We start from the raw sequence: 22,586 nt of genomic DNA, 5'->3' as shown, positions 1-22,586 counted from the left end.
GGAAAGAGCGGTGAGCGGACGACACTCGCTGCGTCAACTGTGTGAGGTCATCATCCGGCCTGACGGCGACCCAGGGGTTGCCGCGCGCTGCTGTGTTCAATCCGTTTCCTTCGCGTTTGCCCGCCAGACATTGTAATACTGGTCACAGCGTTAGTTCACGGTGGTGGAGCTGTAGACAGTCACTCCATGCATGCCCGCTCGGTCGATGTGCGGGTGCAGGAAACAGGCGCCCGCGGCGGGGACGGTGAACTAGTAGCGGAACGTGCCACCAGGCGTCACCGCAGGCTGGGTGAGGTCGGGCATGCCGTCCATATCGTTACGCGGTGCGACCGGGCTGACCGCGGGGTCCAAAGCGTCGCCATTGGCGTGCACGGCAGGGAAGGCCGCAGGCGAAGACGAGCTCATCGTTTGCTGGACCGCTGCAATCGGGTTCCTGTCGACGTAGTCCGAATCGACCCAGAAGTAGTCGGCCAGCTCCTCACACAAGGCGTCCTCAGGCGTGCCCGCAGGCCCCGGCGCAGCTGATAGAGGTAGGTCGCCGCCGACATCAGGTAGCCGCCGGGCCACATCCTCCGAAAACGACACGATCGCCGCAACCTCTCAAATCGAGAGTGTCGCGACGACCGTGTGAACCCGCGACTCCCGTGCGGGGGCGCTTCTCATTGCTACGGTTTCCGTCGTTTCACACAACGGATTTCGTTGTCCGCGGGCCGATCGTCAGGCGATGGCGGGGAGTTTGACCACCTGACCGGCGTAGGCCAGGCCCGCACCGAAACCCAGCAGCAGCGCGGTGTCGCCCGGCCGCGACGCGCCGGAGCGCAGCAGCTGCTCCATGGCCATCGGGATCGAAGCGGCGCTGGTGTTACCGGTCTCGGCGATATCCCTTGCGACAGCGATGCTTTCGGGCATGTGCAGGGTGCGCACCAGCGCATCGGTGATGCGGCTGTTGGCCTGATGCGGCACGAACGCGTCCAGATCCTCGACGGTGATGCCCGCCTGATCCAGCGCGTCGCGGCACGCCTTCTCCAAGAACGTGACGGCCCAACGGAATACGGCCGTACCGTTCATCCGGATGTACGGCCGCACCGTGGTTCCGCCGGTCGCCTCGGCCTCGGCCACCTCGGCGAAGTACTGCTGAAAGTCCTTGTCCTGCTTGATCGCCGCGGTCTGACTGCCGTCCGAACCCCAGGCCACCGGCCCGATGCCCTCGGCCTCCGACGGTCCGACCACGACCGCGCCCGCGCCGTCGGCGAAGATGAACGCGCAGGTCCGGTCCTCCTGATCGAGCAGGTCCGAGAGCCGTTCCACGCCGATCACCAGCACATGCCGGGCCTGTCCGGCGCGCACCAGGTTGGCGGCATTGGCCAGCGCGTAGCAGAAGCCCGCGCAGCCGGCGGAGACGTCGAAGGCGGCGGTGTCGTGCATGCCGAGTTCGGTGGCGACCACGGCGCCGGCCGACGGTCCCAGCACCATCTGGGAGGACGTGGCCAGGATGACCGCGTCGATCTGCTGTGCGGTGACACCCGCGGCCTCGAGCGCGCCGGCGGCGGCAGCGGTGCTCATGCTCACGATGGTCTCGTCCGCTTCGGCCCAGTGGCGGGCCTCGATACCGGAGCGGGTCCGGATCCATTCGTCCGAGGAGTTGATCCGGTCGACGATCTCGGCATTGGGGACCACCCGGCGTGGTCGGTACACGCCCAGGCCGAGCAGCGCGGCGTGGGCGACCGGGGTGGCGGTGGCGATCTGGGCTGACATGCGCGGAATTCCTCTTTTCCCATATGAACCGATCGGTCCACATAGGAAAGGTTTAACATGGACCGATCGGTTCACACAAGGGCTGGAGGGATTTGCAATGACGGCGGGACCGCGCGCCCGATTGATCGCGAGCACCATCACCACCGTCCAGGAGCACGGCGTGCACGCGGCCGGGCTGAACGAGCTGCTCAAGCGCAGCAATGCCTCCCGAAACTCGCTTTACCAGCACTTCCCGTCGGGCAAGGGCGAATTGGTGGCGACCGCCGCCCGCATCGTGTCCCGCATGGTCTACTCGCACGTGAGCCGCATGTCCGACGCGCTGCCGGGCGCGCCCTCACTGGCGGCGTGGGTGGACGAACTGCTCGGCTTCTGGCGCGGCCAGCTGGAGACCAGCGAGTTCCGGGCGGGCTCGTTCATGATGGCCGCCGCTCTCGACGAACTCGACCCGGCACTGCAGTCGGCGGCCGGGCAGGCGTTCTCCGAATGGACCGCGCGGCTCGCCGACGGATTGGTGGCGGCCGGGGTCGAGCGGGCGACGGCGTGCTCGCTGTCGGGTTTCGCACTGTCGGTGATCGAGGGCGCGATCGTGCAGAGCCGGGCGCTGAAATCGGCCCTGCCCTTCACCGACGCGGGCACCCAGCTCACCGTCCTGCTCCACCACCACATGCCGAACCGCCGGTGAGTGTGCGACTCCGCGGCTTCCGGGTTGACCTGGAGCACACTCCAGGTCGTAGCGTCGTGTCCGTGCGCGGCTCCCGCCGCGAATTCCAGTCCTACCGAGGAGGATTCACCGCATGATCGCGACCAGGAAGCTCGGCGAACTGACCGTCGGCGCGCAGGGCCTCGGCTGCATGGGCATGAGCCACGCCTACGGCGTGCACGACAATGACGCCGAGTCCATCGCCACCATCCACCGCGCTCTGGACCTCGGCGTCACCCTGCTCGACACCGCCAATGTCTACGGCCCGGAAACCAATGAGCGCCTGGTGGGCCGCGCCATCGCCGACCGCCGCGACAAGGTGGTCCTCGCAACCAAGTTCGGCATCGTCTGGGGCGACGACGGCACGATGGGCGCCCGCGGCGACGCCGCCTACGTGAAGCAGTCCTGCGACGAATCCCTCGCACGGCTCGGCGTCGACCACATCGACCTCTACTACCAGCACCGGGTCGACCCCAACGTGCCGATCGAGGAGACCTGGGGCGCCCTGGCGGAGCTGGTCCAGGCGGGCAAGGTCCGCTACCTCGGCATCTCCGAAGCCTCGGTGGACAGCATCCGCCGCGCCCACGCCGTCCACGCCGTCACGGCCCTGCAATCCGAATGGTCCCTCTGGACCCGCGATATCGAGGCCGAGATCCTTCCCGCCTGCCGCGAACTCGGCATCGGCATCGTCCCCTTCTCCCCGCTGGGTCGCGGCTTCCTCACCGGTGCGATCACCTCGACCGCCGACCTCCCCGCCGACGACATGCGCCGCCGGCTGCCCCGTTTCGCCGACGGCAACTTCGACGCCAACCTCGCCATCGTCGCGGCACTGCGCAGCCTCGCCGACGAAAAGGGCGTCACCCCCGGTCAATTGGCGCTGGCCTGGGTCCAGTCCCGGGGTCAGGACGTGGTCCCCATCCCCGGCACCAAGCGCCGCACCTACCTCGAGCAGAACGTCGCGGCCGCCGAGATCACGCTGACCGCCGAGGACCTGGCCCGGATCGAGGCCGCCGCCCCCTCCGGCGCCGTCGCGGGCGCCCGATACCCCGAGGAATTCGCGCGCGCGGCCGGTCGATGACCGTCCGCTCGCCGCAGCGGCGATACTGCATCCATGAGGATTTCGGTTGCCGCTGACGAGGACACCGGCGTGGCCGCGGCCGTGGTCGAGGAGCTGCGGGCCCGCGGGCACGAGGTGACCGTGCACGGCGCGCTGGAGCCCGCGGAACGGGACGACTGGGCCTGGGCCAGTGAGGCTGCGGCGCGGGATGTCGCGGAGGGACGGGCCGAGCAGGCGGTGGTGTGCTGCTGGACCGGGACCGGCGCTTCCATTGCGGCGAACAAGGTGCCGGGGGTGCGGGCGGCGCTGTGCGTGGACGCGTATACCGCTGAGGGAGCACGGAAGTGGAATGACGCCAACGTGCTGGCATTGAGTCTGCGGCTCACCTCACGGGCGCAGCTGGCCGAGATTCTGGATGCCTGGTTCGCCGGGGCCCCGAGTGCGGACCCCGGCGATCGCGCGAATATCGCGCACCTGGACGGGATCGCGGGATCAAGCCTCGGTGGCGAGATGGGCGTGGGCGGTGCGTAGTTCGCGTTTGAGGATCTTGCCGCTGGGGTTCTTGGGGAGCGCCTCGACGAACGTCACGTACTTGGGGACCTTGTAGCCGGCGAGCCGCTGCTTGCAGTGCGCGATGACGGTGGCCGCGTCGGGGTCGGTTCCATTGCGGGCCACCACGATCGCGGTGACGGCTTCGATCCAGTGCGGGTGCGGGATGCCCACCACGGCCGCTTCGGAGATCTCGGGGTGCTCGTAGAGGACCTCTTCGACCTCGCGGCTGGCGACGTTCTCGCCGCCGGTCTTGATCATGTCCTTCTTGCGGTCGACGACGCTGAGGTAGCCGTCGGCGTCCAGGACGCCGAGGTCGCCGCTGTGGAACCAGCCGTTGCGGAAGGCTTCCGCGGTTTTCGCGGGGTCGTTCCAGTAGCCGAGCATGGCCTGCGGAGAGCGGTGCACGATCTCGCCGACCACGCCGACGCCGACCGGGACGTCGTCGTCATCGACCACGCGGGTCTCGACATTGAGGGCCGGGCGGCCCGCCGAACCGGGCTTGGTCAGCTGGTCCTCGGGCGCGAGGACCGTGGCCAGCGGCGCGAGTTCGGTCTGGCCGTAGAAGTTGGTGAGCCCCACCCCGGGTAGTCGCTCGGAGAGTTCGACCAGCACCTCGACGGGCATGATGCTGGCGCCGTAGTAGCCCTTGCGCAGGGACGACAGGTCGTAGCCGTCGAAGTCGGGATGCCGCAGCAGCGACACCCACACCGTCGGCGGGCAGAACAGCTTGGTGGCGCGCTCGGTTTCGATGGTGCGCAGGATCGTCGCGGGATCGGGGCTCGGCAGCAGAATGCTGGTCGCGCCGAGCCACAGGTCGGGCGTGAGGAAGCAGTGCAGCTGGGCGCAGTGGTACAGCGGCAGCGCGTGCACCTCGATGTCGTCGGCGCTCATGCGCCCGTCCACCACCACACTGGTGTACTGCGCGATGAGCCCGCGGCTGGACAGCACCGCACCCTTGGGGCGGGACTCGGTGCCGGAGGTGTACATGATCTGGACGGGATCGTCGTCGCCGACGAACACCTGCGGCGCCGAGGCGTCGGGATGGTGTTCCCACGCGCTCACGTCCTCCCACCCGGCCGTCGCGGGCAGCCCGCCCAGCCCGATCCAGCCGAACAGCCGGATCTCGCTGTCGCCCAGCTGTTTCACCGCAGCCTCGGCCTCCCCGGCCAGTCCGTCCTCGGTGATCAGCGCGACAGCCCCGGAGTGTCCGAGGATGAAGGCCACCTCGTCGGCGGTGAGCATGAAGTTGATCGGCACCGAGATCGCGCCCAGCCGCGCCAGCGCGAAGTACACGAGCACGAACTCACGGCAGTTGTGCGAATAGATCGCGACCCGATCGCCCTGCGTCACACCGCGATCGGCCAGGCTGTGCGCGACCCGGTTCACCGCCGCATCGAGATCGGCGTAGCTCTCCCGCCGCTCCCGCCAGACCAGCGCGGTCTTGTCCGGGACCCGGGCGGCGCTGCGCCGCAGGAGATCTCCGAGCGCCTGCGACCGCGCGGCCGCCACTATCAGCTCAGTGCCCTCTGCATCCATGCGATCAACTTCTACCGCACGAATGTGTCCGGCGTCATACAGTCTCGCTGAGCAGGACGAGATTTCGCCGCCACGCAGCGCATTTCCCGACGTAACGCGGCAGGTGCTCGGCGGCGAACGCCGCGGGCGACCACTCGAAGTCCTCGACCTCGGCAGTCCAGGCATAGGTCCACGCGTAGCCGACCCGTTCCCCCGCGTGCACCGACACCGGCAGCAGATCGTATTCGTCGTCCTCGAAAGCGTCGAGCACCCGCCACTCGTCGGCGGTCAGCCCGGTGAGCAGGTACCCCTCGGTCACGGAGCCGGTCGCGGCCACCAGTCCCGGATACGCGCGGCCGGGCAGCGCGGCCGCCCGCCGCCCGATCGAGCGCGCGGGTTCCATTGCCGGTACCCGCCCGATCAATTCGGTCAGCACCGGGCCGAATTGCAGAGTTCCGTAGACGAACAGGGGCTCACCCGCCGCCGGCAACCGCGATCGGCTCCACCGCGAACCGCGGGGCGGCGGAGCGGGGAGTTCCCGCGAGCCGGGGCTGGTCATCTGCCGGCCGTACGAGCGAAAATGCCCGCGTCGTGCGAGTTGATGATGGTCACCTGGTGACCGTGCAGCTTCCTGAGTTCCCGCAGCCGCCGCTGATTGGCCCGATACGCCTCGCCCGCAATGGCTCCGGTCTCGTACACCTTCCACCAGAACGGCGTGAACGGCTCCTCTGGATGGATGCTGGACTCCGCGAAGAACGAGTCGCCCGCGTGCAGCAGCCACCCGTTGCCGTGGTCGATCGCGACCCCGGCGTGCCCGCGGGTGTGCCCGGCCAGCGGCACCACCACGATTTCCGGCGGCAGCCCGGGCAGGTCACGCACCGCGGTGAACCCGAACCAGTCCTCGCCGCCCTCGACCTCGTTCACCATCCACTTGGGCCCGTGCGCCCACTGCGCGGCCCGGTAGCGCAACCGCTCGGACAGGGTGGGTGTGGCGGTGGCGGCACGGAATTCGGGTCCGTGCACGTGCACGGTGGCCTCGGGGAAGTCCGACAGCCCGCCGGAGTGGTCCAGGTCGAGATGGGTCAGGATGACGTGACGGACATCGCGCGGGTCATACCCCAGGCGCTGGATCTGGCGCACCGCCGTCTCGGCCTCGGCCGGCTTCGCCCCCAGCAGGAAACGGCTGGCACCCACCATCTTGCCGGGCTGCCGCACGGCCTCCAGCCCGAACCCGGTGTCCACGAGCACGAGCGCGTCCCGGGTCTCGATGAGCAGGCAGTGGTCGATCAGGCCGAATCCCATGGTGCCGCAGTTCAGGTGGTGAATCCGCATAGGCCCGAGCGTTTCAGACACCCTGTGGTGACGCAACCGCGCAGGTTGCCGGAATTGCCGGGGTCGCCGCCCAGCACTGCACAAGGGGTCAGCGCCGCGCACCGCACGAGGGGTCAGCGCGGCCGGCATTCCCGGATGATCTCGGCGAGCTGGTCGTAGTCGTCGCCCCGAGCGGTGGAGGAGCGGAACGCCAGTCCGACCGTGCGGCCCGGCGCCGGGGCGGCGAAGGTCGCGATGTCCAAAGTGCCGCGCGCGGTTTCGGCGGCCACCGCCATGGCCGGGATCAGCGTGACGCCGAGATCACCCGCGACGCACTGCACCACCGTGGCCAAAGAGGCCGCGCGGGTGTCGCCGACCGCACCCGGCTGCGCGTCGTGCGCCCGGCACAGTTCCAGGGTCTGGTCGCGCAGGCAGTGGCCCTCGTCGAGGAGCAGCAGCGGCTGCGCGTCCAGGTCGGCGAGTGTCAGGTCGGTGCGCCCGGCCAGTTCGTGCTCGCGCGGCAGCACCAGCACGAACTCCTCGGTGTAGAGCGGTATCTCGACCAGTCCGGGGACATCGGTGGGCAGCGCCAGCAGCGCCACGTCCAGGACGCCCGAGCGCAGCCCGTCCAGCAGCCGGGCGGTCCGGTCCTCGATCACCTGCGGCACCAGAGCGGGCACCCGCGTGCGCAATTCGGGCAGCAGCCGGGGCAGCACGTACGGCGCGATGGTCGGGATGATGCCGAGCCGCAGGGTGCCGCGCAGCCCCTCACCAGCAGCGGAGGCGACAAATCGGTCAGCGGCCTCGAGGGTGGCAATGGCTTGCGGCAGTAGCCGTTTGCCGTCGGCGGTGACCAGGACCCGGCGCGTACTGCGCTCGATCAACTGGAGCCCCAGTCCGTTTTCCAATGATGCCAGTGCCTGCGATAACGTGGGCTGGCTCACGCCGAGCCGCGTCGCCGCGGTGCCGAAGTGCCGGTATTCCGCGATGGCAGCGAACGCACGCAGCTGTGACAGGGTGGGCTGATAAGTTTGATCAGTCACGCCTATCAGTGTAGTGCGACCGATCACGTTTACCTCTCACCGCAGTTCGGCAAAGATCGTATATACGTCTCGACACAATCGGCACGACTACATATGAGGAGAGCAAGCATGGCCCTGCTGACCATCGGCGATCAGTTCCCCGCCTACAACCTGAAGGCTGTCATCGGCGGCGATCTCTCGAAGGTGAACGCTCAGCAGCCCGACGACTACTTCACCCAGATCTCGAGCGACGACTACGCCGGCAAGTGGCGCATCGTCTTCTTCTGGCCCAAGGACTTCACCTTCGTGTGCCCGACCGAGATCGCCGCCTTCGGCAAGCTGAACGAGGAGTTCGCCGACCGCGACGCGCAGGTGCTGGGCGCCTCTGTCGACAACGAGTTCGTCCACTTCCAGTGGCGCGCCCAGCACGAGGACCTCAAGACCCTCCCGTTCCCGATGCTGAGCGACCTCAAGCGCGAACTGGCCACCGCCACCGGCGTTCTCAATGCCGACGGCGTCGCCGACCGCGCCACCTTCATCGTCGACCCGAACAACGAGATCCAGTTCGTGTCCGTCACCGCCGGTTCGGTGGGCCGCAATGTCGAGGAAGTGCTGCGGGTGCTGGACGCGCTGCAGTCCGACGAGCTGTGCGCCTGCAACTGGAAGAAGGGCGACCCGACCATCCAGGCCGGCGAGCTCATGACCGCGTCGGTGTAACAAGGCTCACAAGGGAATTCGTCGTGACCATCGAAAATCTCAAGAACTCGCTACCCGAGTACGCCAAGGATCTGAAGCTCAACCTGTCCTCGCTGGCGCGCACCACCGTGCTCAACGAGCAGCAGCTGTGGGGCAGCCTGCTGGCGTCGGCCGCGGCCACCCGCTCGGCGACCACGCTGCGCGAGATCGCCGAGGAGGCGGCCGACGTGCTGTCCGCCGAGGCGTACAACGCCGCGCTCGGCGCCGCGTCGATCATGGGCATGAACAATGTGTTCTACCGCGGCAAGGCGTTCCTGGAGGGCCGCTACGACGATCTGCGCGCGGGCCTGCGCATGCAGATCATCGGCACGCCGGGCGTGGACAAGGCCGACTTCGAGCTGTGGTCGTTCGCGGTCTCCTCGATCAACGGCTGCCAGCATTGCCTGGAGGCGCACGAGCACACGCTGCGCGAGGCGGGCGTCTCGCGCGAGGTGATCTTCGAGGCGCTGCGCGCCGCCGCGATCGTGGCGGGCGTGGGCCAGGCCGTGGTATCGACCGAGGCGCTGGCCACCGCCACCGTCTAGTCGAGTCCAGCCGAAAGGGCTGTACACCTGCGGGTGTACAGCCCTTATCTATATTTGCTAATCGATTGCTGCAATACGGTCGCCGGTTGGATTGGAAAGCGCCCCGGCCCCGACAAGCCAGGCAGATGCGGGCCTCCCGCGAATCAATAACTGTCGGTAAGCTCGCTTGACATGACCGTTCCGGAAAGTGATGGCGCACAGATCGAAGTCGTGCGCGTGTTCACCGACGCGGCCGGGCGTTTCGGCAATCCGCTCGGCATCGTCCGCCGCTCCGCCGTCGAGAATGCCGACCATCAGGCGCTGGCGGCCCGCGTGGGCTACAGCGAGACCGTGGTGGTCGACGACCCGGTCGACGGGCGAGTGAAAATGCGTATCTACACCCCCGCCACCGAGCTGCCCTTCGCCGGGCACCCCACGGTCGGCACCGCGTGGTGGCTCAATGACCAGCTGCAACCCGTGAAGATCATCGACGTGCCCGCCGGGCCGGTCGAGGTGACCCTCTCCGAGGGCCTGACCTGGGCCCGGGCCCGGGCCGAATGGGCCCCGGCCTTCGAATTCCACCAGTTCGAGGATCCGGCCGAGATCGCCACCCTGGATCCGGCCGACTTCCCGGCAGGCCAGCACTACTGCTGGGCCTGGACCGACGAGCCGCGCGGTGCAGTCCGCGCGCGAATGTTCGCCCCCGCCATGGGAGTTCCCGAGGACCAGGCCACGGGCGCGGCCGCCATCGCGCTGACCGCCCTGCTCACCCGCGGGCTGAACATCACGCAGGGCGAGGGCTCCCAGATCTTCACCGAATGGGATTCCGACGGCTGGGCCCGGGTCGGCGGCCGCGTGGTCGCCGATCACCCGATCCTCATCTAGCGGCAAAACCCTTTCGGCACACCGTGACCCGATCGGCCCGGACGGCCTAGGCCGCCGGGCCGATGCGCTGCCCGAAGGCGAGCCGATGGCCGCCCGGGATGCAGCAGCGCCAGCCCCATCGCGGGCTCGTCAACCTCGACGACGAACCCCAGCACATCGCGCAGGAAGTCGACGGTGGGCGTGAGGTCGGCCACCTCGAGGTTGGCGCGGTAGCTCTCGAACTCGGCCATTACCGCAGCCTACCGCCGGTGCGGCGGCAAAATCGGTTGCGCGGCTGTCGGTGGGCGGTGAGATGGTTGGGGGCGCGCCGCAGCCATCGGCCGCAGCTGATCACCCTTCTGGAAAGGACGTTTCGCCGTGGACACCTCCGTCGAGTCACCGACCGCCCCCGAGCGGTCCGACCGGGCGGGACGGCGCGAGTGGATCGGCCTCGGGGTGCTGGCGCTGGCCTGCCTGGTCTACGCCATGGATCTGACCGTGCTGCACCTGGCCGTGCCACAGATCAGCGCGACACTGCATCCGAGCAGCACCGCACTGCTGTGGATCATCGACGTCTACGGGTTCATGCTGGCCGGTCTGCTCATCACCATGGGCACGCTCGGCGACCGCATCGGGCGACGGCGGTTACTGCTGCTCGGCGGAGCGCTGTTCGGCGTGGTGTCGGTGATCGCGGCCTTCTCCCCCACCGCCGAATTCCTGATCGGGTGCCGGGCGCTGCTGGGCATCGCGGGCGCGACCATCGCGCCGTCGACACTGTCGTTGATCTTCAACATGTTTCGCGATCCCCGGCAGCGGTCGCTGGCCGTGGGCACCTGGGTGAGCGCGTTCTCCGCGGGCGGCGTGGTCGGCCCGCTGCTGGGCGGCATACTGCTGGAGCATTTCTGGTGGGGTTCGGTGTTCCTGCTGGCCGTACCGGTCATGGCGCTGCTGCTGGTGCTCGGGCCGCGGGTGCTGCCGGAGTTCCGTGATCCGGAGGCCGGGCGGCTCGATCTGACCAGTGCCGCACTCAGTGTGGTCACCATGGTGGCGCTGGTGCTGGCCATGAAGAAGGTCGCGCAGGATGGGCCGGGGACGGTGCCGTTGGTGGCCGCGGTGGCCGGGCTGCTCGCGGGCGCGCTGTTCGTGCGCCGTCAGCTCACCCGTCCCGATCCCATGCTGGATCTGCGGCTGTTCCGGCTGGGCGCGTTCCGCACCGCGCTGGGCATCAATGTGATCGCCATCTTCGTGGCGTTCGGATATTTCCTGTTCGTGGCCCAGTACTTCCAGCTGGTTCTGGATATGACGCCCATGCAGGCCGGTGCGGCCATGGCGCCGTCCAGTGTCGGCTTCATCATCGGTTCGCAGGCGGCCCCGCGTATCGTGCGGGTCGTGCGGCCCGCCTACCTGATCGGCGCCGGAATGGTACTGGCCGCACTGGGATTGGTCATGCTCACCCAGCTGTCGGCGCACGGCAGCCCGGTCCTGGCGGTGATCGCCTCGCTGCTCATCGCCCTGGGGCTGGCCCCGGTCTTCGGCATCACCACCGAGCTCATCGTCGGCTCCGCCCCGCCGGAGCAGGCGGGGGCCGCCTCGGGGGTGTCCGAGACCGGCGCGGAACTCGGTGGCGCCCTGGGCATCTCGATCCTGGGCAGCATCAGCCTGGCCATCTACCGCGCCGATCTTTCCGACGCGCTGCCGCGCGAGCTGCCGGGCGCGGACGCGGTGCGCGAAACGCTGGGCGAGGCGGTCCAGGTGGCCGCGACGCTCCCCGGCGATATGGGTGCCGCGGTCCTGACCGCGGCCCGCACGGCGTTCATCCACGGTGTGCACATCACGGCGGGAGTCGCGGCGGCGGGCGCGCTCCTCGTGGGTGTGCTGGCCGTGGCCAAGCTACGTCACGTGCCCGCCGGCGAACTCTCCGGCGGGCACGGGCACTAGCGTTCGGGCACTCCGCCCGGTCCGGTTCAGCCCAGGGCGCGGGCGAAGCGGTCGGCCATCTCCGCGACCTGGGCCTCGGTGATGACGAACGACGGCGAGATCTGCAGGGCGCCCTGACCGGCGGCGCGGGTCGAGACACCGTGGGCGCGTAGGGTTTTCACCATGGCGAGAGCCTCGGCCGGGTCGGCCAGCTGGACCGCGGCGACCGCACCCAGGCCGCTGCGCACCTCGGCGACCCGCGGGTGCTCGGCCAGCGGCGAGAAGTACTGGTGCAGCAGAGATTCCAGGTTCTTGCTGGCGTCCAACAGGTGCTCGCGCTCGACGATGTCGAGGTTGGCCATGGCCGCGGCGGCCGCACCGGCGTGGCCGCCGTAGGTGTAGCCGTGCCGCCACCAGACGCCGCCGGCGAAGAACGGCTCGGCAACGCGGGGCGCGACGAAGACCGCGCCCATGGGGACGTACCCGGAGGTGAGGCCCTTGGCGGTGGTCATGAGGTCGGGTTCCAGGCCGAAACGCGAGGAGGCGAACCAGGATCCGCCGATGCGGCCGAAGCCGGTGACGACCTCGTCGGCGACGAAGAGGATGTCGTTGTCGCGGCAGATCCGCCGGACCTCGGTGAGATAGCCCTCCGGCGGCAGGTACACCCCGCCGGCGCCGATGATGGGCTCGGCGAAGAACGCCGCGATCCGGTCCGCGCCGACCTCCTCGATGAGGGCGGTCAGCGCCTTGGCCTGATCCCATTCGATGGTGCGGGTGTCGGGCATGAGGACACCGGTGTAACCCTCGGCATTGACCGGGATGCCGGACAGCGCAGTGCCGCCGACATGCATGCCGTGGTACGCCTTCTGGCGGCCGACCAGGATGGTCTTCTCCGGGCGGCCGAGCTCCTGCCAGTACCGGCGGGCCAGCTTGGCGGCGGTGTCGACGCCGTCGGATCCGCCGGACGTGAAGAAGATCTTGCTGCCGGGCACCGGCGCCAGGGCCGAGAGCCGCTCGGCCAGATCACGGGTCACCGGTGAGGCCAGATCACCGAAGTTGGAGTAGTGCGCGACCTGGGTCAGTTGGGCGGCGACCGCGTCGGCGATCTCACGGCGGCCGTGCCCGATATTGGCGAACCAGAGACCGCCGGTGGCGTCGAGGTACTGTGTCCCACCCTCGTCCCAGATGTACGCGCCCTCGCCGCGCGCCACCACGAACGCCCCGTCCCGTTCGACCGCACCCATATCGGCGAAGCCATGCCACAGCGAACCCATCCAGAGCACCTCCATCACCCGATATCGGCCACGCCCATCCGGGCGAACCGACCTTTCTTCACCATCTCACCATCACGACGGTGAACAGGTCGAACGGCCCCCGGGTCACCCGGCCGCGGCGGCGACGAGCATGTAGGCGGTGCCGAGATCCATTACCAGGTGTGGCACCACGGCCAGCGATCCGGCCATGCCCATGGGATGCGGGAACACCCGTGGCAACCGGTGGCGCAGCGCCGGTACCGCCATGACCGCCGCGTCCGCCGCGAACAGCGCCGCCAGCATCAGCACCGGACCGGGCACGGGCCCTGCGTGCCCGTGCCCACCGTGTTCGTGCGGCCCGTGCCCGCTCATCGCGTACAGCATCGCCGCGGCCCCCAGCACGTGATAAGCGAACGCGCCGACCGTACCGCCCCCGGTGTCCGGGTCCGAAATCCCGCTGCGCCACCGCAGCATCCGATCTCCCAGCAACAGCGTGTACACGACCACCATGGCCGTCAGCACCCCACGCACCGCGTGCGGATCGGCGACCGTCGGAAACATCAGCATTCCCAGCATGACCAGGCACATCACCAGGTGTGCGGCATCCGACTCCCGATCCGCGCGCAACCCGGCGCACGGGCCCGGGCGCGCCGTGCCCAACCTGGCGGCCACCAGGGCGGCGGCCAGACAGAAGGCGATCACCGCGACCCACCGCACCACCCCGTACTGCTCCACGAATACCGCCACACCTCACCACCTCTCACCGCGGCGACCGGTTCCCCTTCCATGCTGACACCGTCCGGCCCCGGCTCCCCCGCCTTTCCCCTGCCGAATCCCCCGCCCGGGCACCGCCACTGGGGTGACCGATTACCCGGGGCCGAGCGCGAACGTGAACCTGCCGCGCTATTCGGTCGAGCAGATGACCGAGGCGATGAAAGTGATCCTCCACGAGATGCGAGGCTTCGACGCACGGCTGAGCACCCTGGAGGCCGGTCTCGGCGACCCCACAGCGCACAAGAAGCAGTGCAGCTCGAAACCTTTTTCCGGCAATGTATTTCGTGGCGGGTATTTCCCGGTCGGCAGGAATTCCCCGGTCGACACGCCTTATCTCCGCGTTCGCTACCCGGCCCGATGTCTCCGATACGCTCTATTTGCCAGCCATTAGCGGCTGTTCCTGCGATATCGAACTCTGGAAGAAACGCTAGCGCACATCTTCGAGAAAGGATCCAGGTTTGCGGCGTCTACTAATCGTCGCCGCGGCGGGCACGGCCGTGGCGACCCTGGGGGTCCTGGGCGTGTGGGCCTGGGGTGCCGATGTGGGCAGAGCCCAGCCACCCGGCGCGGATGTAACCGGTTCGGGAGTTCATGTGACGGCATCGGTCGACAGCGTCGGGGTGAATGCACCCGGCAACCGGACTCCGAACTTCCTCATGACGTTCTCGCATGCCGCGCAGATGTCCGGCGATTACTCGGTCAATGTGGAGGGTGACCCGATCACGGCCGGTCAGGCCGTCGCAGGGTTCATCCTCGGCTGCGGGATCAGTGTGGCCGGCGGATTCACCGTCGGAATCGAGCCCAATCAAGGCTGGGCCGGCGCCCTGGCCCCGACAGTGAGCCCCGCGACCCCCGCGACCCCCGCGACCCCCGCGAGCCCCGCGAGCGCCGTCAGCGCGCCGATTGCGACGGTCACGCCCATCCCGAGTCCGTCCATCGCCTCCGTCATCACACCCAGCACCATCACACCCGGTACCAGCCCAGCCCGGGCTGCCCCGACCAGTACCAACCCAGCCCGCGCCGCCCTGACCACTACCAGCCCAGTCAGCGCCGCCCCAACCACTACCAGCCCAGCGAGCGCCGCTCCAACCACAACCAGCCCAGCCAGCGCCAGCCAAACCACAACCAGCCCAGCCAGCGCCAGCCAAACCCCAACCACTCCGACCACACCAACGACTCCAACCACCCCGACCACTCCAACCACCCCGACCACTACCACCCCAACCAGTGCCAGCCCGCCCAGTATCGACCTCGGACCCAGTGTCGGCGGGGCGCTGGGCCTGACCGAAGTCTTGACGGCCACCCTGGGGCCCGGCCAGGTCACCATCGCGACAACGGCGACGTCGGCCCTGGACAACACCACCGTGTTCCCCTACCGCATTACGTTCAACAACGCCGCGTTGAACGTCGCCCAATGCGCCTCGCCGGTGTCGGCCGTCCCCTTCGTCACGACCACGGTGAGTACCGCGCAGGGGGTGGTGCAGACCACCGCCTACGGCGATCAGTTCACCTTCTGAGGCGCAAAGCCGATTCGAGAAGTGTTGGGGGTCAGCGGATCCGGAAGACCGGTCCGCGGGGGCGGAACGGCAGCGCGGCGCCCGCCGGGATCAGGAAGGCGTGTTCGTGGCGGATGCGCAGGACATCGATCATGCCGTCGGTGATGACCAGAATCGGTCCGTCGGCCGGGAAGTCGTCGGCGCGTTCGAGCAGCCGGATGCCCGGTTGCAGCACGGTGCCGCCACGACCGCGCACGCGAACGCGGGAGGCGATCTCGTCGACCGGCAGGTATCCGGCATCGTGGGCGGCCGCATCGCAGAACACGACTCGGGCACGCGGCACGTCACGAGCGAGGGCGTAGGACGCGATGGCGCCCAGCCCCTTGCCCATCAGCTCCTCCGGCATCGAGCCCGAGGTATCCAGTACCACGCCGAAGGTGGGCAGCCGCACCGATTCCTCCGGGCGCGCCCAGGCCGGGCGCGGAATGTCGGGGGTCGCGGACTGGCGGCGCGCGGCGCGGGCGTAGCTGCGGCGCTTCTCGACGGCCGGGACGTGCTCGTCGAACCATTGCGCCAGTTGGGCATCCCAGGGCAGCGGCGGCTGATCGAGCGCGCGGATCTCCTGTTCCAGTCCGGCAGGTAGCGGTCCGCGGCCGCTGGACTGGTGGTAGGCCAGGCCGGTGTGCAGGGCATTGCGGTAGTACTCGTCCAGGTCCAGGTAGCGGCGCGGAGTGTGGCTGTGCGGCAGCGGTTCTCCGAGGATGTCGCTCTTGCCGCGCCCGCGCAGGGTGGCGATCTTGCGCAGGCGACGCAGATCGGTCGCGATGCGGTCGTAGACCTGTTCGGCCGAAAGACCTTTCAGCTGCGGGTCGTACAGCAGCCCCTCGGGCAGCTCCCCCACGCCCATCTCGACGAGCCAGCCGTTGACCACGTAATCACAGGCGACATTGAACAGGTAGTGGTCACGCCAGCCCGCGCGGTCACCGTGCCGCAGCGCCGCGTGCAGCATTTCGTGCGCGAGGACGAAGCGCCACTCTTCAGCGGACAGCGCCGCGAACGGATTGATGTAGATCTCGGCCGCCTGGGCATTGACCGCGGCGATCGAAATGTCCCAGCCGCGCGCGAGATCCGCGTCGGCGACGATCGTCATGCCCGCGGCCAGCGCGCCCAGCAGTGGATAGGACGAGACGAACCAGTTGAGCGCCCGGTCCCAGACCCGCAGGGTCGCGGCCTGCCCGCGCGTGACATCGCGGCCGGCCTCGGCCAGCGCCTCCCGGGCCGCCTCGCCGATACCGGCGGCGAAGCGGGACTGATGATCGCGCTTGCCGGCCGTCTCGGGCGTGTCGACGAAGAAGTCCGGGAACTCGGTGCGGCGGTAGGGCTCCGGGACGCTCGACTGCCACCAGCGCTCGGCCAGGCCACGTTCATCCGACCCGCCGGGCGGGGGCGCCAACTCGTGCGGCGGGCGGCCGATCTTCAGGGGCAGCAGATACTGGTCGACCACCGCGCAGCAGGCGGCTCGATAGACCGGATGGGGCTGACTCGACGCCGTGATCCAGGTGCGCGCGTAGACATTCGGCTCCAGGGCGCGCTCCGGCTGGACGCGTGGATCAAGGTGGCCGAACCCCGCATGCAGCAGCAGATGCGCGAAGACCCACGCCCATTCCTCGGCGGAGCCACGCCGCTTCGAGTCGTAATAGACAGTGCCCCAAGGTGATACGACCGCCCATACATTGTCGGGCAGGCGGCCGTCGATGTCGATGGACCCGTTCTGGATCCGCCGGAACATTGGATGCTGACACACCTGCCGCCACCCGGTGTCGAGATTCTCCCGCCACGGGTCGATCACCCTGCCGCGCTTGCGATTCGAGCGTCCGGCCACGGGCTACCGCCGCGCTGCCAGCCGCGGCAGATCGCGGGTGACCTCGACCAGGAACCAGGACGGCAGGACCGGCAGCCCGTCGTCGTCGGCGGCGATGACCAGCTGCGCGCACTCGACCGAGATCTCGGCCAGTTCGGTGAGCATGGTCTTGGCGCGCAGCGAGAACCGTTTCACCCCGGGCGACGCATGCTCGCGGGATGCGGGGAGTTCTTTGACGAGCCGGGCCCGGAACGCCTCCGACAGGAAGTACAGCAGGTCGCGGTCGGCGGGATTGCGGGGCCAGCCCGCCTCACCCTTGACGACCGCCTCCAGATCGTAGGCGTGCCGCACTGTCTTGACGAAGGCGCGGAAGCCCGAAGCGTGTGCGGCGGTGAGGATTCCGGACGACAGCACCGCCAGGGTGGTGTCATCGATGTCGTCGCCGTAGGAGTGCAGGGCGTCGGAGAGCATGTGCCAGCCGCGCGGGGTGGAGAAGGGCTGTTCGGTCTTGGGCGGCTGCGCCCACAGGTGGTCGGGCCGCTGCATGACGTACTCGATCACCCAGGCATGAATGTCATTGCCGGCGGCCCATTTCAGCCAGTCGTCGACGTCGGCGCGCAGGTGCACGTGCACCATGCGGTTGACCAGCGCGGAGGCCATGGGGCGGGCGAGGGCGTTGTCGGTGGCGCGGTTGCCCGCACCGATCACCACCGATCCGGCGGGCAGTTCGTAGGCGCCCACGCGCCGGTCGAGAATCAGTGAGTAGAACGACTTCTGGACTTCCGCGGGCGCGGCATTGAGTTCATCGAGGAACAGGCAGTACGGCTGCTCGCGGGCGATCATCTCGGGCGGCGCGAACCGGCTGCGGTTCTCGACGATCTGCGGCACGCCGATGAGGTCCTCGGGGGCCAGCTGCGTGCCCAGCAGGGTGACGCAGTCCAGGCCGAGGGCCTCGGCGAAACCGCGCACCAGCGAGCTCTTCCCGATTCCGGGCGCTCCCCACAGAAATACCGGACGCACCACCGCGACGTGCAGCAGCAGCTCCGGCAACTGGTCCGGAGTCACCGTGACAGTCGCTTCCAAATCGTCCTTTCGGGTCGGATGTGGACCCAGGTTAGGAGCGCACACCCGAAAGCGGCCAATGATTTTCGGCGTGAGACGACGTCGATGGAGCAGCGGGGCGAGTCAGTAGAGGAGCGGGCCCAGGCGGGCGGCGCAATCACGGGCCGGATCGCGGTGGGTCTCGAGCGCCGGAAGGCGGTTGCTGGGGCCGCTCAGGCACAGCGCACCCGCGAGGCTGCCCAGGGCGTTGTAGATGGGCAGGGCCAGACAGGCGACACCGGGCACGAGTTCGTCTGCGGCCCTGGCATATCCGGACTCGCGGACGGTCCGTAGATCCTCGGCGAGGGCGGTGTGATCGATCTTGGTGCGCGCCGCGATACGCACCGGGTGCGCGACCAGCGTGCGCCATTCGGTCCGTGCGGCGAGCAGTAGTTTGCCCGCGGCGGAGGCGTGCAGATGCCGTGACAGCTCCCGCTCGCCCGGAATCGGATGGTCCGGGTCCTCGCTGAGCACCTGGACCGCGGCCGGGCGGAAGTTCATGAGGTGCACCGCGAATCGGGTGGACGCACGGAATTCGCCGAGCAGCCTGTCCGCGGCCGCAGGCACCACCGGCATCCGGATGGCGGCCGCGAACCCGTGCAGCCGCGCACCCAGCGCGAAGCCGCGCAGATCGGCGGTGCGGACCAGATACTCGTCGGCGACAAGGGAATTCAGCAGCCGGTAGGTGGTGGCGGGGGCGATGCCGAGGCGTTCGGCGATCTCCTTGGCGGTGACGCCCACGCCGCAGTCGGCGACCGCCTCGAGAATGGCGATGGAGTTGGAGACGGTGGTGGTGCGGCGGGAGTCCTTCATCGCGCCTACCGGAAGGTCGCGGTGGGCAGCAGGTCCGCGCGCTGCGGTTCGTCATAGATGCCGAGGCCGCGCAACCGACCCGGCGCGCAGACCCGCAGCGCGACGGTGAAGAGCGCGGCGGCCGCAAGCACCGCGGCGTAGGCGATCACGACGGTGACATTGTCGCTGCGGGCCGATACCGCGGCGGCGACCATGAGGATTCCGAGCAGGGTCGCGGTGACCGTGCCGAGCAGCGCCATGCCACGGCTGGGTTCGCCGATGCGGCGCAGCAGCGCCGGAGTGGCCAGGCAGGCGGGCAGATACGAACCCAGATAGCCGAGCGCGCTCAGGGTGAGGAAGCTTCGAATCCCGTCCTGCGGTTCGGCTCCCGACAGCAGGTACCAGACCGCGCAGGCTGTCACCGCGCCGACCGCCGCGACGATCGCGGGCGCGGGCGTATGGAAGCGCGGGTGCGTGCGACCGGCCGCGGCCGGGGCGATGCCCTCGCGGCCCATGGTGAACAGCACACGGACCAGGGCATTGATCGAGGCGACCGTGCAGGCGAAGAACGATGCCGCCACCCCGAGATCCAGCAACGCGCTCAAAAATCGCGAATTGTCCTGCAGCACCAGGTCCGTCACCGGTGTGGAACCGGCGGCCAGGCCCGGCGGCGCGGCGGCCAGCGCCACCGCCTGCGCGGACACCGTGATCAGATAGATGACCGCGGCGGCGACCGGCGTCCACGCCAGCGTGCGCGGCACCGACCGGAACGGCCGGTAGGCCTCGGCGGACAGCGTTGTCGCACTCTCGAACCCGACGAAAGCGCTGATGGCCACCACCGCACTCATGGCGAGACCACCGGTGCCACCGTGCCATTCGAAGGCGCGGCCGGCCTGCGCGCCGACGCCGTCGCGGGTCAGCAGGTAGCCCATCAGAGCCAGGACCGTCACCACCGAGACGCATTCGATCAGCAGGGTCACCGAGGCGGACAGCCGGATCCCCCGCACCATGAGCACGGCCGCGGCCGAGGCCGCGATCAGCAGCAGCGCGACAATCGTTGCGGTCCCGCCGAATCCGCCGAGTCCGGCGGTTACCGCGACCTGGTCCAGATACGTGCCGACCGCGATCAGCCCCGCCACGCTGACGCTCGCGTACCCGGCGATCGCCGACCAGCCGACCGGTACGGCCACCGCGGGGCCGAGCCCCTTGGCCACATACGTGTACAGCCCACCGGTCACCGCCAGCCGCTGCGCCATCGGCCGGATCACCAGCGCCACACCCCAGGCCAGCAGCGCCGCCGCCAGGAACGCGGCCACGCTCGCCCCGCCCCCGGCCGCGCCGATCACGAACGCCGGGGTGACCACGGCCGTTCCCGACGGGGCGATGGCCGCGACCGACTGCGCGAACACCGGTACGAAAGGCAGTTCGCGCCGGGTCAATCCGCGCACCGGCGAACGTCCGGACACCGGGGGCCGACTCGGCGCAGCCGATCTCATACGTGCGCCTCTCTCTGGACCGGTTCCCTGACAACGGGTTGCCACAGCGTCGCCGATCCATATTGCACGGGCGTAAACACAGGTAACATCGGCTTGTCTCGAGGCGAGAGAAAAATCTTGCGCCTTTCCCGCCGACGGTCACCGTCGCACACCCGCCGCTGTTACAGACCGTCTATAGCGTTCCGCGCCATCGGAAAAGACCCCGCCACCCGGTGATTCCGGGGCGGGCGCAGCAGAGAGACGGATCCATGACGCAGCAGATCGAACGCGCCACCGCCGCGCCGCCCGGCGCCAATCCACCCGACGGGGTGCACCGCCTCAAAGCCAATGCCGTGGGTTTGCTCGGGGTGGTGTTCATGGCCATCGCCACCGCCGCGCCGATCACCGCCATGACCGGCAATGTGCCGTTCATGATCTCGGCCGGGACCGGGACGGGCACGCCCGCCGCGTTCCTGATCGCCATGGTGGTGCTCGCGGTGTTCTCGGTGGGCTTCACCACCATGTCCAAGCACATCACCGCGACCGGCGCGTTCTACGGGTTCATCTCGTTCGGACTGGGCCGCTCGGCCGGGCTGGCGGCGGGACTGCTGGCCACCTTCGCGTACATGGTGTTCGAGGGATCGCTGGTCGGGATCTTCTCCAGCTTCGGCACGAATACCGTTGCGGCACAGTTCGGCGTGCACGTGCCCTGGTGGGTGTTCGCGATCGTCATGCTGGCGATCAATGCCCTGGGCACCTGGTTCGGGGTGGCTGTCGCGGAGAAGTTCCTGGTCGTGCTGCTGGGCACCGAGTGCGCGGTGCTGGCCATCATGGGTATCGCGGTGGCGCTGCACGGCGGTGGGCCGCACGGATTCTCGTTCGCGCCGCTCAATCCGGTCAATGCCTTCACCGGGCCGTCGGCGGGCCTGGGCTTGTTCTTCGCGTTCTGGTCGTGGGTGGGATTCGAGTCGACGGCCATGTACGGCGAGGAATCCCGTGACCCCAAACGGATCATCCCCAAGGCCACCATGATCGCGGTCATCGGCGTGGGCGTGTTCTATGTACTCGTGTCGTGGATGGCCATGTCCGGCAACGGCAGCGGGGAATCGGCGGCGCTGGCGTCCTCCGACAACCCGATGGACCTGTTCTTCCACCCCACCCAGACCTACGTCGGGCATTGGGCGGTGAGCGCCATGCAGTGGCTCATGATGACCGGATCCCTGGCCTGCGGCATGGCATTCCACAACTGCGCCGCCCGCTACCTCTACGCGCTCGGCCGGGAAGGCGTCTTCCCCGTGCTCGAGCGCACCGTCGGCCGCACCCATCCTCGGCACGGGTCACCGCACATCGCGGGCGTGGTCCAGACGGTCATCGCCTGCGCGCTGGTCGCGGGATTCGGAATCGCGGGCAAGGATCCCTATTCCGGTACCTACACGCTGCTCGCGATCCTCGGCACCATGGCCATCCTGGTGGTCCAGGCCGCCTGTTCCTTCGCGGTACTCAATTACTTCCGCACCCATCACCCCGAGAGCCGGCACTGGTTCCGCACCGTGCTGGCTCCGCTGGTGGGCGGCCTCGCCATGGCCGGGGTGGTCGGGTTGCTGGTCCTCAATATGGGTACCGCCGCGGGCGCCGAATCCAGCTCCCTGGTCCTGAAGGCCACCCCGTGGCTGGTTGCCGCAATCGCCCTGGGCGGCTTCGGATTCGCCGAATATCTGAAGCGTCGCTCCCCCGCCCGGTACGCGCGGGTCGGCCGGACCGTCCTGGAGGAAACCCACGAACGCTGACCCGCCCTGATCGGGGCCATTCCGGAACTCGCGGCATGTGAGGTCCGGCGGCGTGGAAACGGCCCGGAGCCTTGCGGCTTCCGGGCCGTCTTCAG

General features: G+C 69.0%; 23 protein-coding genes. 10 read left to right on the top strand and 13 right to left on the bottom strand.

Going from position 1 to position 22,586, the window contains the following annotated elements; all coding sequences use genetic code 11:
• Nucleotides 1–249: 249 nt before the first annotated feature.
• Together ACFXHE_RS17460 and ACFXHE_RS17455 are read right to left on the bottom strand one after the other, a co-directional pair.
• A complete protein-coding gene (locus ACFXHE_RS17460; protein WP_379384144.1) occupies nucleotides 250–585 on the bottom strand; it encodes a hypothetical protein in 336 nt (111 codons plus the stop codon).
• A gap of 132 nt (nucleotides 586–717) precedes the next feature.
• Nucleotides 718–1,755 (bottom strand): beta-ketoacyl-ACP synthase III, encoded by a 1,038-nt coding sequence (locus ACFXHE_RS17455; RefSeq protein WP_379384142.1) that lies wholly within the window; start codon nucleotides 1,753–1,755, stop codon nucleotides 718–720.
• Nucleotides 1,756–1,852: 97 nt separating this feature from the next.
• Here ACFXHE_RS17455 and ACFXHE_RS17450 point away from each other — a divergent pair, with 97 nt between their 5' ends.
• The 3 genes from ACFXHE_RS17450 to ACFXHE_RS17440 all read left to right on the top strand — a co-directional run bounded on the left by ACFXHE_RS17450 (nucleotide 1,853) and on the right by ACFXHE_RS17440 (nucleotide 4,043).
• The gene (locus tag ACFXHE_RS17450) at nucleotides 1,853–2,437 is read left to right on the top strand and encodes a TetR/AcrR family transcriptional regulator (RefSeq protein ID WP_364624439.1); all 585 of its coding nucleotides are present in this window, start codon (nucleotides 1,853–1,855) and stop codon (nucleotides 2,435–2,437) included.
• 112 nt (nucleotides 2,438–2,549) lie between these two features.
• The gene (locus tag ACFXHE_RS17445; RefSeq protein ID WP_379384140.1) at nucleotides 2,550–3,533 is read left to right on the top strand and encodes an aldo/keto reductase; all 984 of its coding nucleotides are present in this window, start codon (nucleotides 2,550–2,552) and stop codon (nucleotides 3,531–3,533) included.
• A gap of 33 nt (nucleotides 3,534–3,566) precedes the next feature.
• Nucleotides 3,567–4,043, top strand: a complete 477-nt coding sequence (locus ACFXHE_RS17440) for an RpiB/LacA/LacB family sugar-phosphate isomerase (protein ID WP_379384138.1) — start codon at nucleotides 3,567–3,569, stop codon at nucleotides 4,041–4,043.
• Here ACFXHE_RS17440 and ACFXHE_RS17435 read toward each other — a convergent pair.
• The 4 genes from ACFXHE_RS17435 to ACFXHE_RS17420 all read right to left on the bottom strand — a co-directional run bounded on the left by ACFXHE_RS17435 (nucleotide 4,005) and on the right by ACFXHE_RS17420 (nucleotide 7,933).
• Nucleotides 4,005–5,600 carry an acyl-CoA synthetase gene (locus ACFXHE_RS17435; protein ID WP_379384136.1) on the bottom strand — a complete coding sequence of 532 codons (1,596 nt, stop codon included), beginning with the start codon at nucleotides 5,598–5,600 and terminating at the stop codon, nucleotides 4,005–4,007. The genes ACFXHE_RS17440 and ACFXHE_RS17435 overlap by 39 nt on opposite strands.
• Nucleotides 5,601–5,634: 34 nt before the next feature.
• Nucleotides 5,635–6,138 carry a gamma-glutamylcyclotransferase family protein gene (locus ACFXHE_RS17430; RefSeq protein WP_379384134.1) on the bottom strand — a complete coding sequence of 168 codons (504 nt, stop codon included), beginning with the start codon at nucleotides 6,136–6,138 and terminating at the stop codon, nucleotides 5,635–5,637.
• Nucleotides 6,135–6,911 carry an MBL fold metallo-hydrolase gene (locus ACFXHE_RS17425; RefSeq protein WP_379384133.1) on the bottom strand — a complete coding sequence of 259 codons (777 nt, stop codon included), beginning with the start codon at nucleotides 6,909–6,911 and terminating at the stop codon, nucleotides 6,135–6,137. The genes ACFXHE_RS17430 and ACFXHE_RS17425 overlap by 4 nt, the downstream gene beginning before the upstream one ends.
• 113 nt (nucleotides 6,912–7,024) lie before the next feature.
• Nucleotides 7,025–7,933: a hydrogen peroxide-inducible genes activator gene (locus ACFXHE_RS17420; protein ID WP_379384131.1), complete on the bottom strand. Its 909-nt coding sequence runs from the start codon at nucleotides 7,931–7,933 to the stop codon at nucleotides 7,025–7,027.
• Between the two features lie 108 nt (nucleotides 7,934–8,041).
• Here ACFXHE_RS17420 and ACFXHE_RS17415 point away from each other — a divergent pair, with 108 nt between their 5' ends.
• The 3 genes from ACFXHE_RS17415 (at nucleotide 8,042) to ACFXHE_RS17405 (ending at nucleotide 10,056) form a co-directional block, all read left to right on the top strand.
• Nucleotides 8,042–8,629, top strand: a complete 588-nt coding sequence (locus tag ACFXHE_RS17415; RefSeq protein WP_379384129.1) for a peroxiredoxin — start codon at nucleotides 8,042–8,044, stop codon at nucleotides 8,627–8,629.
• A 23-nt stretch (nucleotides 8,630–8,652) separates the two neighbouring features.
• Nucleotides 8,653–9,192, top strand: a complete 540-nt coding sequence (locus ACFXHE_RS17410; protein ID WP_379384127.1) for a carboxymuconolactone decarboxylase family protein — start codon at nucleotides 8,653–8,655, stop codon at nucleotides 9,190–9,192.
• Between the two features lie 171 nt (nucleotides 9,193–9,363).
• A complete protein-coding gene (locus ACFXHE_RS17405; protein ID WP_379384125.1) occupies nucleotides 9,364–10,056 on the top strand; it encodes a PhzF family phenazine biosynthesis protein in 693 nt (230 codons plus the stop codon).
• On the opposite strand, the gene ACFXHE_RS17400 is transcribed toward ACFXHE_RS17405, so the two are convergent.
• A complete protein-coding gene (locus ACFXHE_RS17400) occupies nucleotides 10,053–10,286 on the bottom strand; it encodes a hypothetical protein (protein ID WP_379384123.1) in 234 nt (77 codons plus the stop codon). The genes ACFXHE_RS17405 and ACFXHE_RS17400 overlap by 4 nt on opposite strands.
• Nucleotides 10,287–10,413: 127 nt before the next feature.
• On the opposite strand from ACFXHE_RS17400, the gene ACFXHE_RS17395 reads away from it, so the two are divergent.
• Nucleotides 10,414–11,973, top strand: a complete 1,560-nt coding sequence (locus ACFXHE_RS17395; RefSeq protein WP_379384121.1) for an MFS transporter — start codon at nucleotides 10,414–10,416, stop codon at nucleotides 11,971–11,973.
• Nucleotides 11,974–11,999: 26 nt separating this feature from the next.
• Here ACFXHE_RS17395 and ACFXHE_RS17390 read toward each other — a convergent pair whose 3' ends face one another.
• Nucleotides 12,000–13,226, bottom strand: a complete 1,227-nt coding sequence (locus ACFXHE_RS17390; RefSeq protein WP_379384119.1) for an aspartate aminotransferase family protein — start codon at nucleotides 13,224–13,226, stop codon at nucleotides 12,000–12,002.
• A gap of 105 nt (nucleotides 13,227–13,331) precedes the next feature.
• Nucleotides 13,332–13,952 (bottom strand): DUF5134 domain-containing protein, encoded by a 621-nt coding sequence (locus ACFXHE_RS17385; RefSeq protein WP_379384117.1) that lies wholly within the window; start codon nucleotides 13,950–13,952, stop codon nucleotides 13,332–13,334.
• A gap of 112 nt (nucleotides 13,953–14,064) precedes the next feature.
• Here ACFXHE_RS17385 and ACFXHE_RS17380 point away from each other — a divergent pair, with 112 nt between their 5' ends.
• Both ACFXHE_RS17380 and ACFXHE_RS17375 read left to right on the top strand, forming a co-directional pair.
• Complete coding sequence (locus ACFXHE_RS17380; RefSeq protein WP_379384115.1) at nucleotides 14,065–14,370, top strand: hypothetical protein; 306 nt, start codon at nucleotides 14,065–14,067, stop codon at nucleotides 14,368–14,370.
• A 67-nt stretch (nucleotides 14,371–14,437) separates the two neighbouring features.
• The gene (locus ACFXHE_RS17375) at nucleotides 14,438–15,496 is read left to right on the top strand and encodes an MspA family porin (RefSeq protein WP_379384113.1); all 1,059 of its coding nucleotides are present in this window, start codon (nucleotides 14,438–14,440) and stop codon (nucleotides 15,494–15,496) included.
• Between the two features lie 31 nt (nucleotides 15,497–15,527).
• Here ACFXHE_RS17375 and ACFXHE_RS17370 read toward each other — a convergent pair whose 3' ends face one another.
• The 4 genes from ACFXHE_RS17370 to ACFXHE_RS17355 all read right to left on the bottom strand — a co-directional run bounded on the left by ACFXHE_RS17370 (nucleotide 15,528) and on the right by ACFXHE_RS17355 (nucleotide 20,695).
• A complete protein-coding gene (locus tag ACFXHE_RS17370) occupies nucleotides 15,528–17,357 on the bottom strand; it encodes a hypothetical protein (RefSeq protein WP_379384111.1) in 1,830 nt (609 codons plus the stop codon).
• 3 nt (nucleotides 17,358–17,360) lie between these two features.
• Nucleotides 17,361–18,419, bottom strand: coding sequence for an ATP-binding protein (locus ACFXHE_RS17365; protein ID WP_379384109.1), 1,059 nt, complete (start codon nucleotides 18,417–18,419; stop codon nucleotides 17,361–17,363).
• Nucleotides 18,420–18,521: 102 nt separating this feature from the next.
• Complete coding sequence (locus tag ACFXHE_RS17360) at nucleotides 18,522–19,250, bottom strand: IclR family transcriptional regulator (protein WP_379384107.1); 729 nt, start codon at nucleotides 19,248–19,250, stop codon at nucleotides 18,522–18,524.
• 5 nt (nucleotides 19,251–19,255) lie between these two features.
• The gene (locus ACFXHE_RS17355) at nucleotides 19,256–20,695 is read right to left on the bottom strand and encodes an APC family permease (protein ID WP_379384105.1); all 1,440 of its coding nucleotides are present in this window, start codon (nucleotides 20,693–20,695) and stop codon (nucleotides 19,256–19,258) included.
• Nucleotides 20,696–20,973: 278 nt separating this feature from the next.
• On the opposite strand from ACFXHE_RS17355, the gene ACFXHE_RS17350 reads away from it, so the two are divergent.
• Nucleotides 20,974–22,491 carry an APC family permease gene (locus ACFXHE_RS17350; protein ID WP_379384103.1) on the top strand — a complete coding sequence of 506 codons (1,518 nt, stop codon included), beginning with the start codon at nucleotides 20,974–20,976 and terminating at the stop codon, nucleotides 22,489–22,491.
• Nucleotides 22,492–22,586: the final 95 nt, after the last annotated feature.

Source organism: Nocardia sp. NPDC059229, from assembly GCF_042754165.1.
Lineage (GTDB): Bacteria > Actinomycetota > Actinomycetes > Mycobacteriales > Mycobacteriaceae > Nocardia.
The sequence above is the reverse complement of the archived record's forward strand: the minus strand, read 5'-3'. Positions and strand labels throughout refer to the sequence as shown.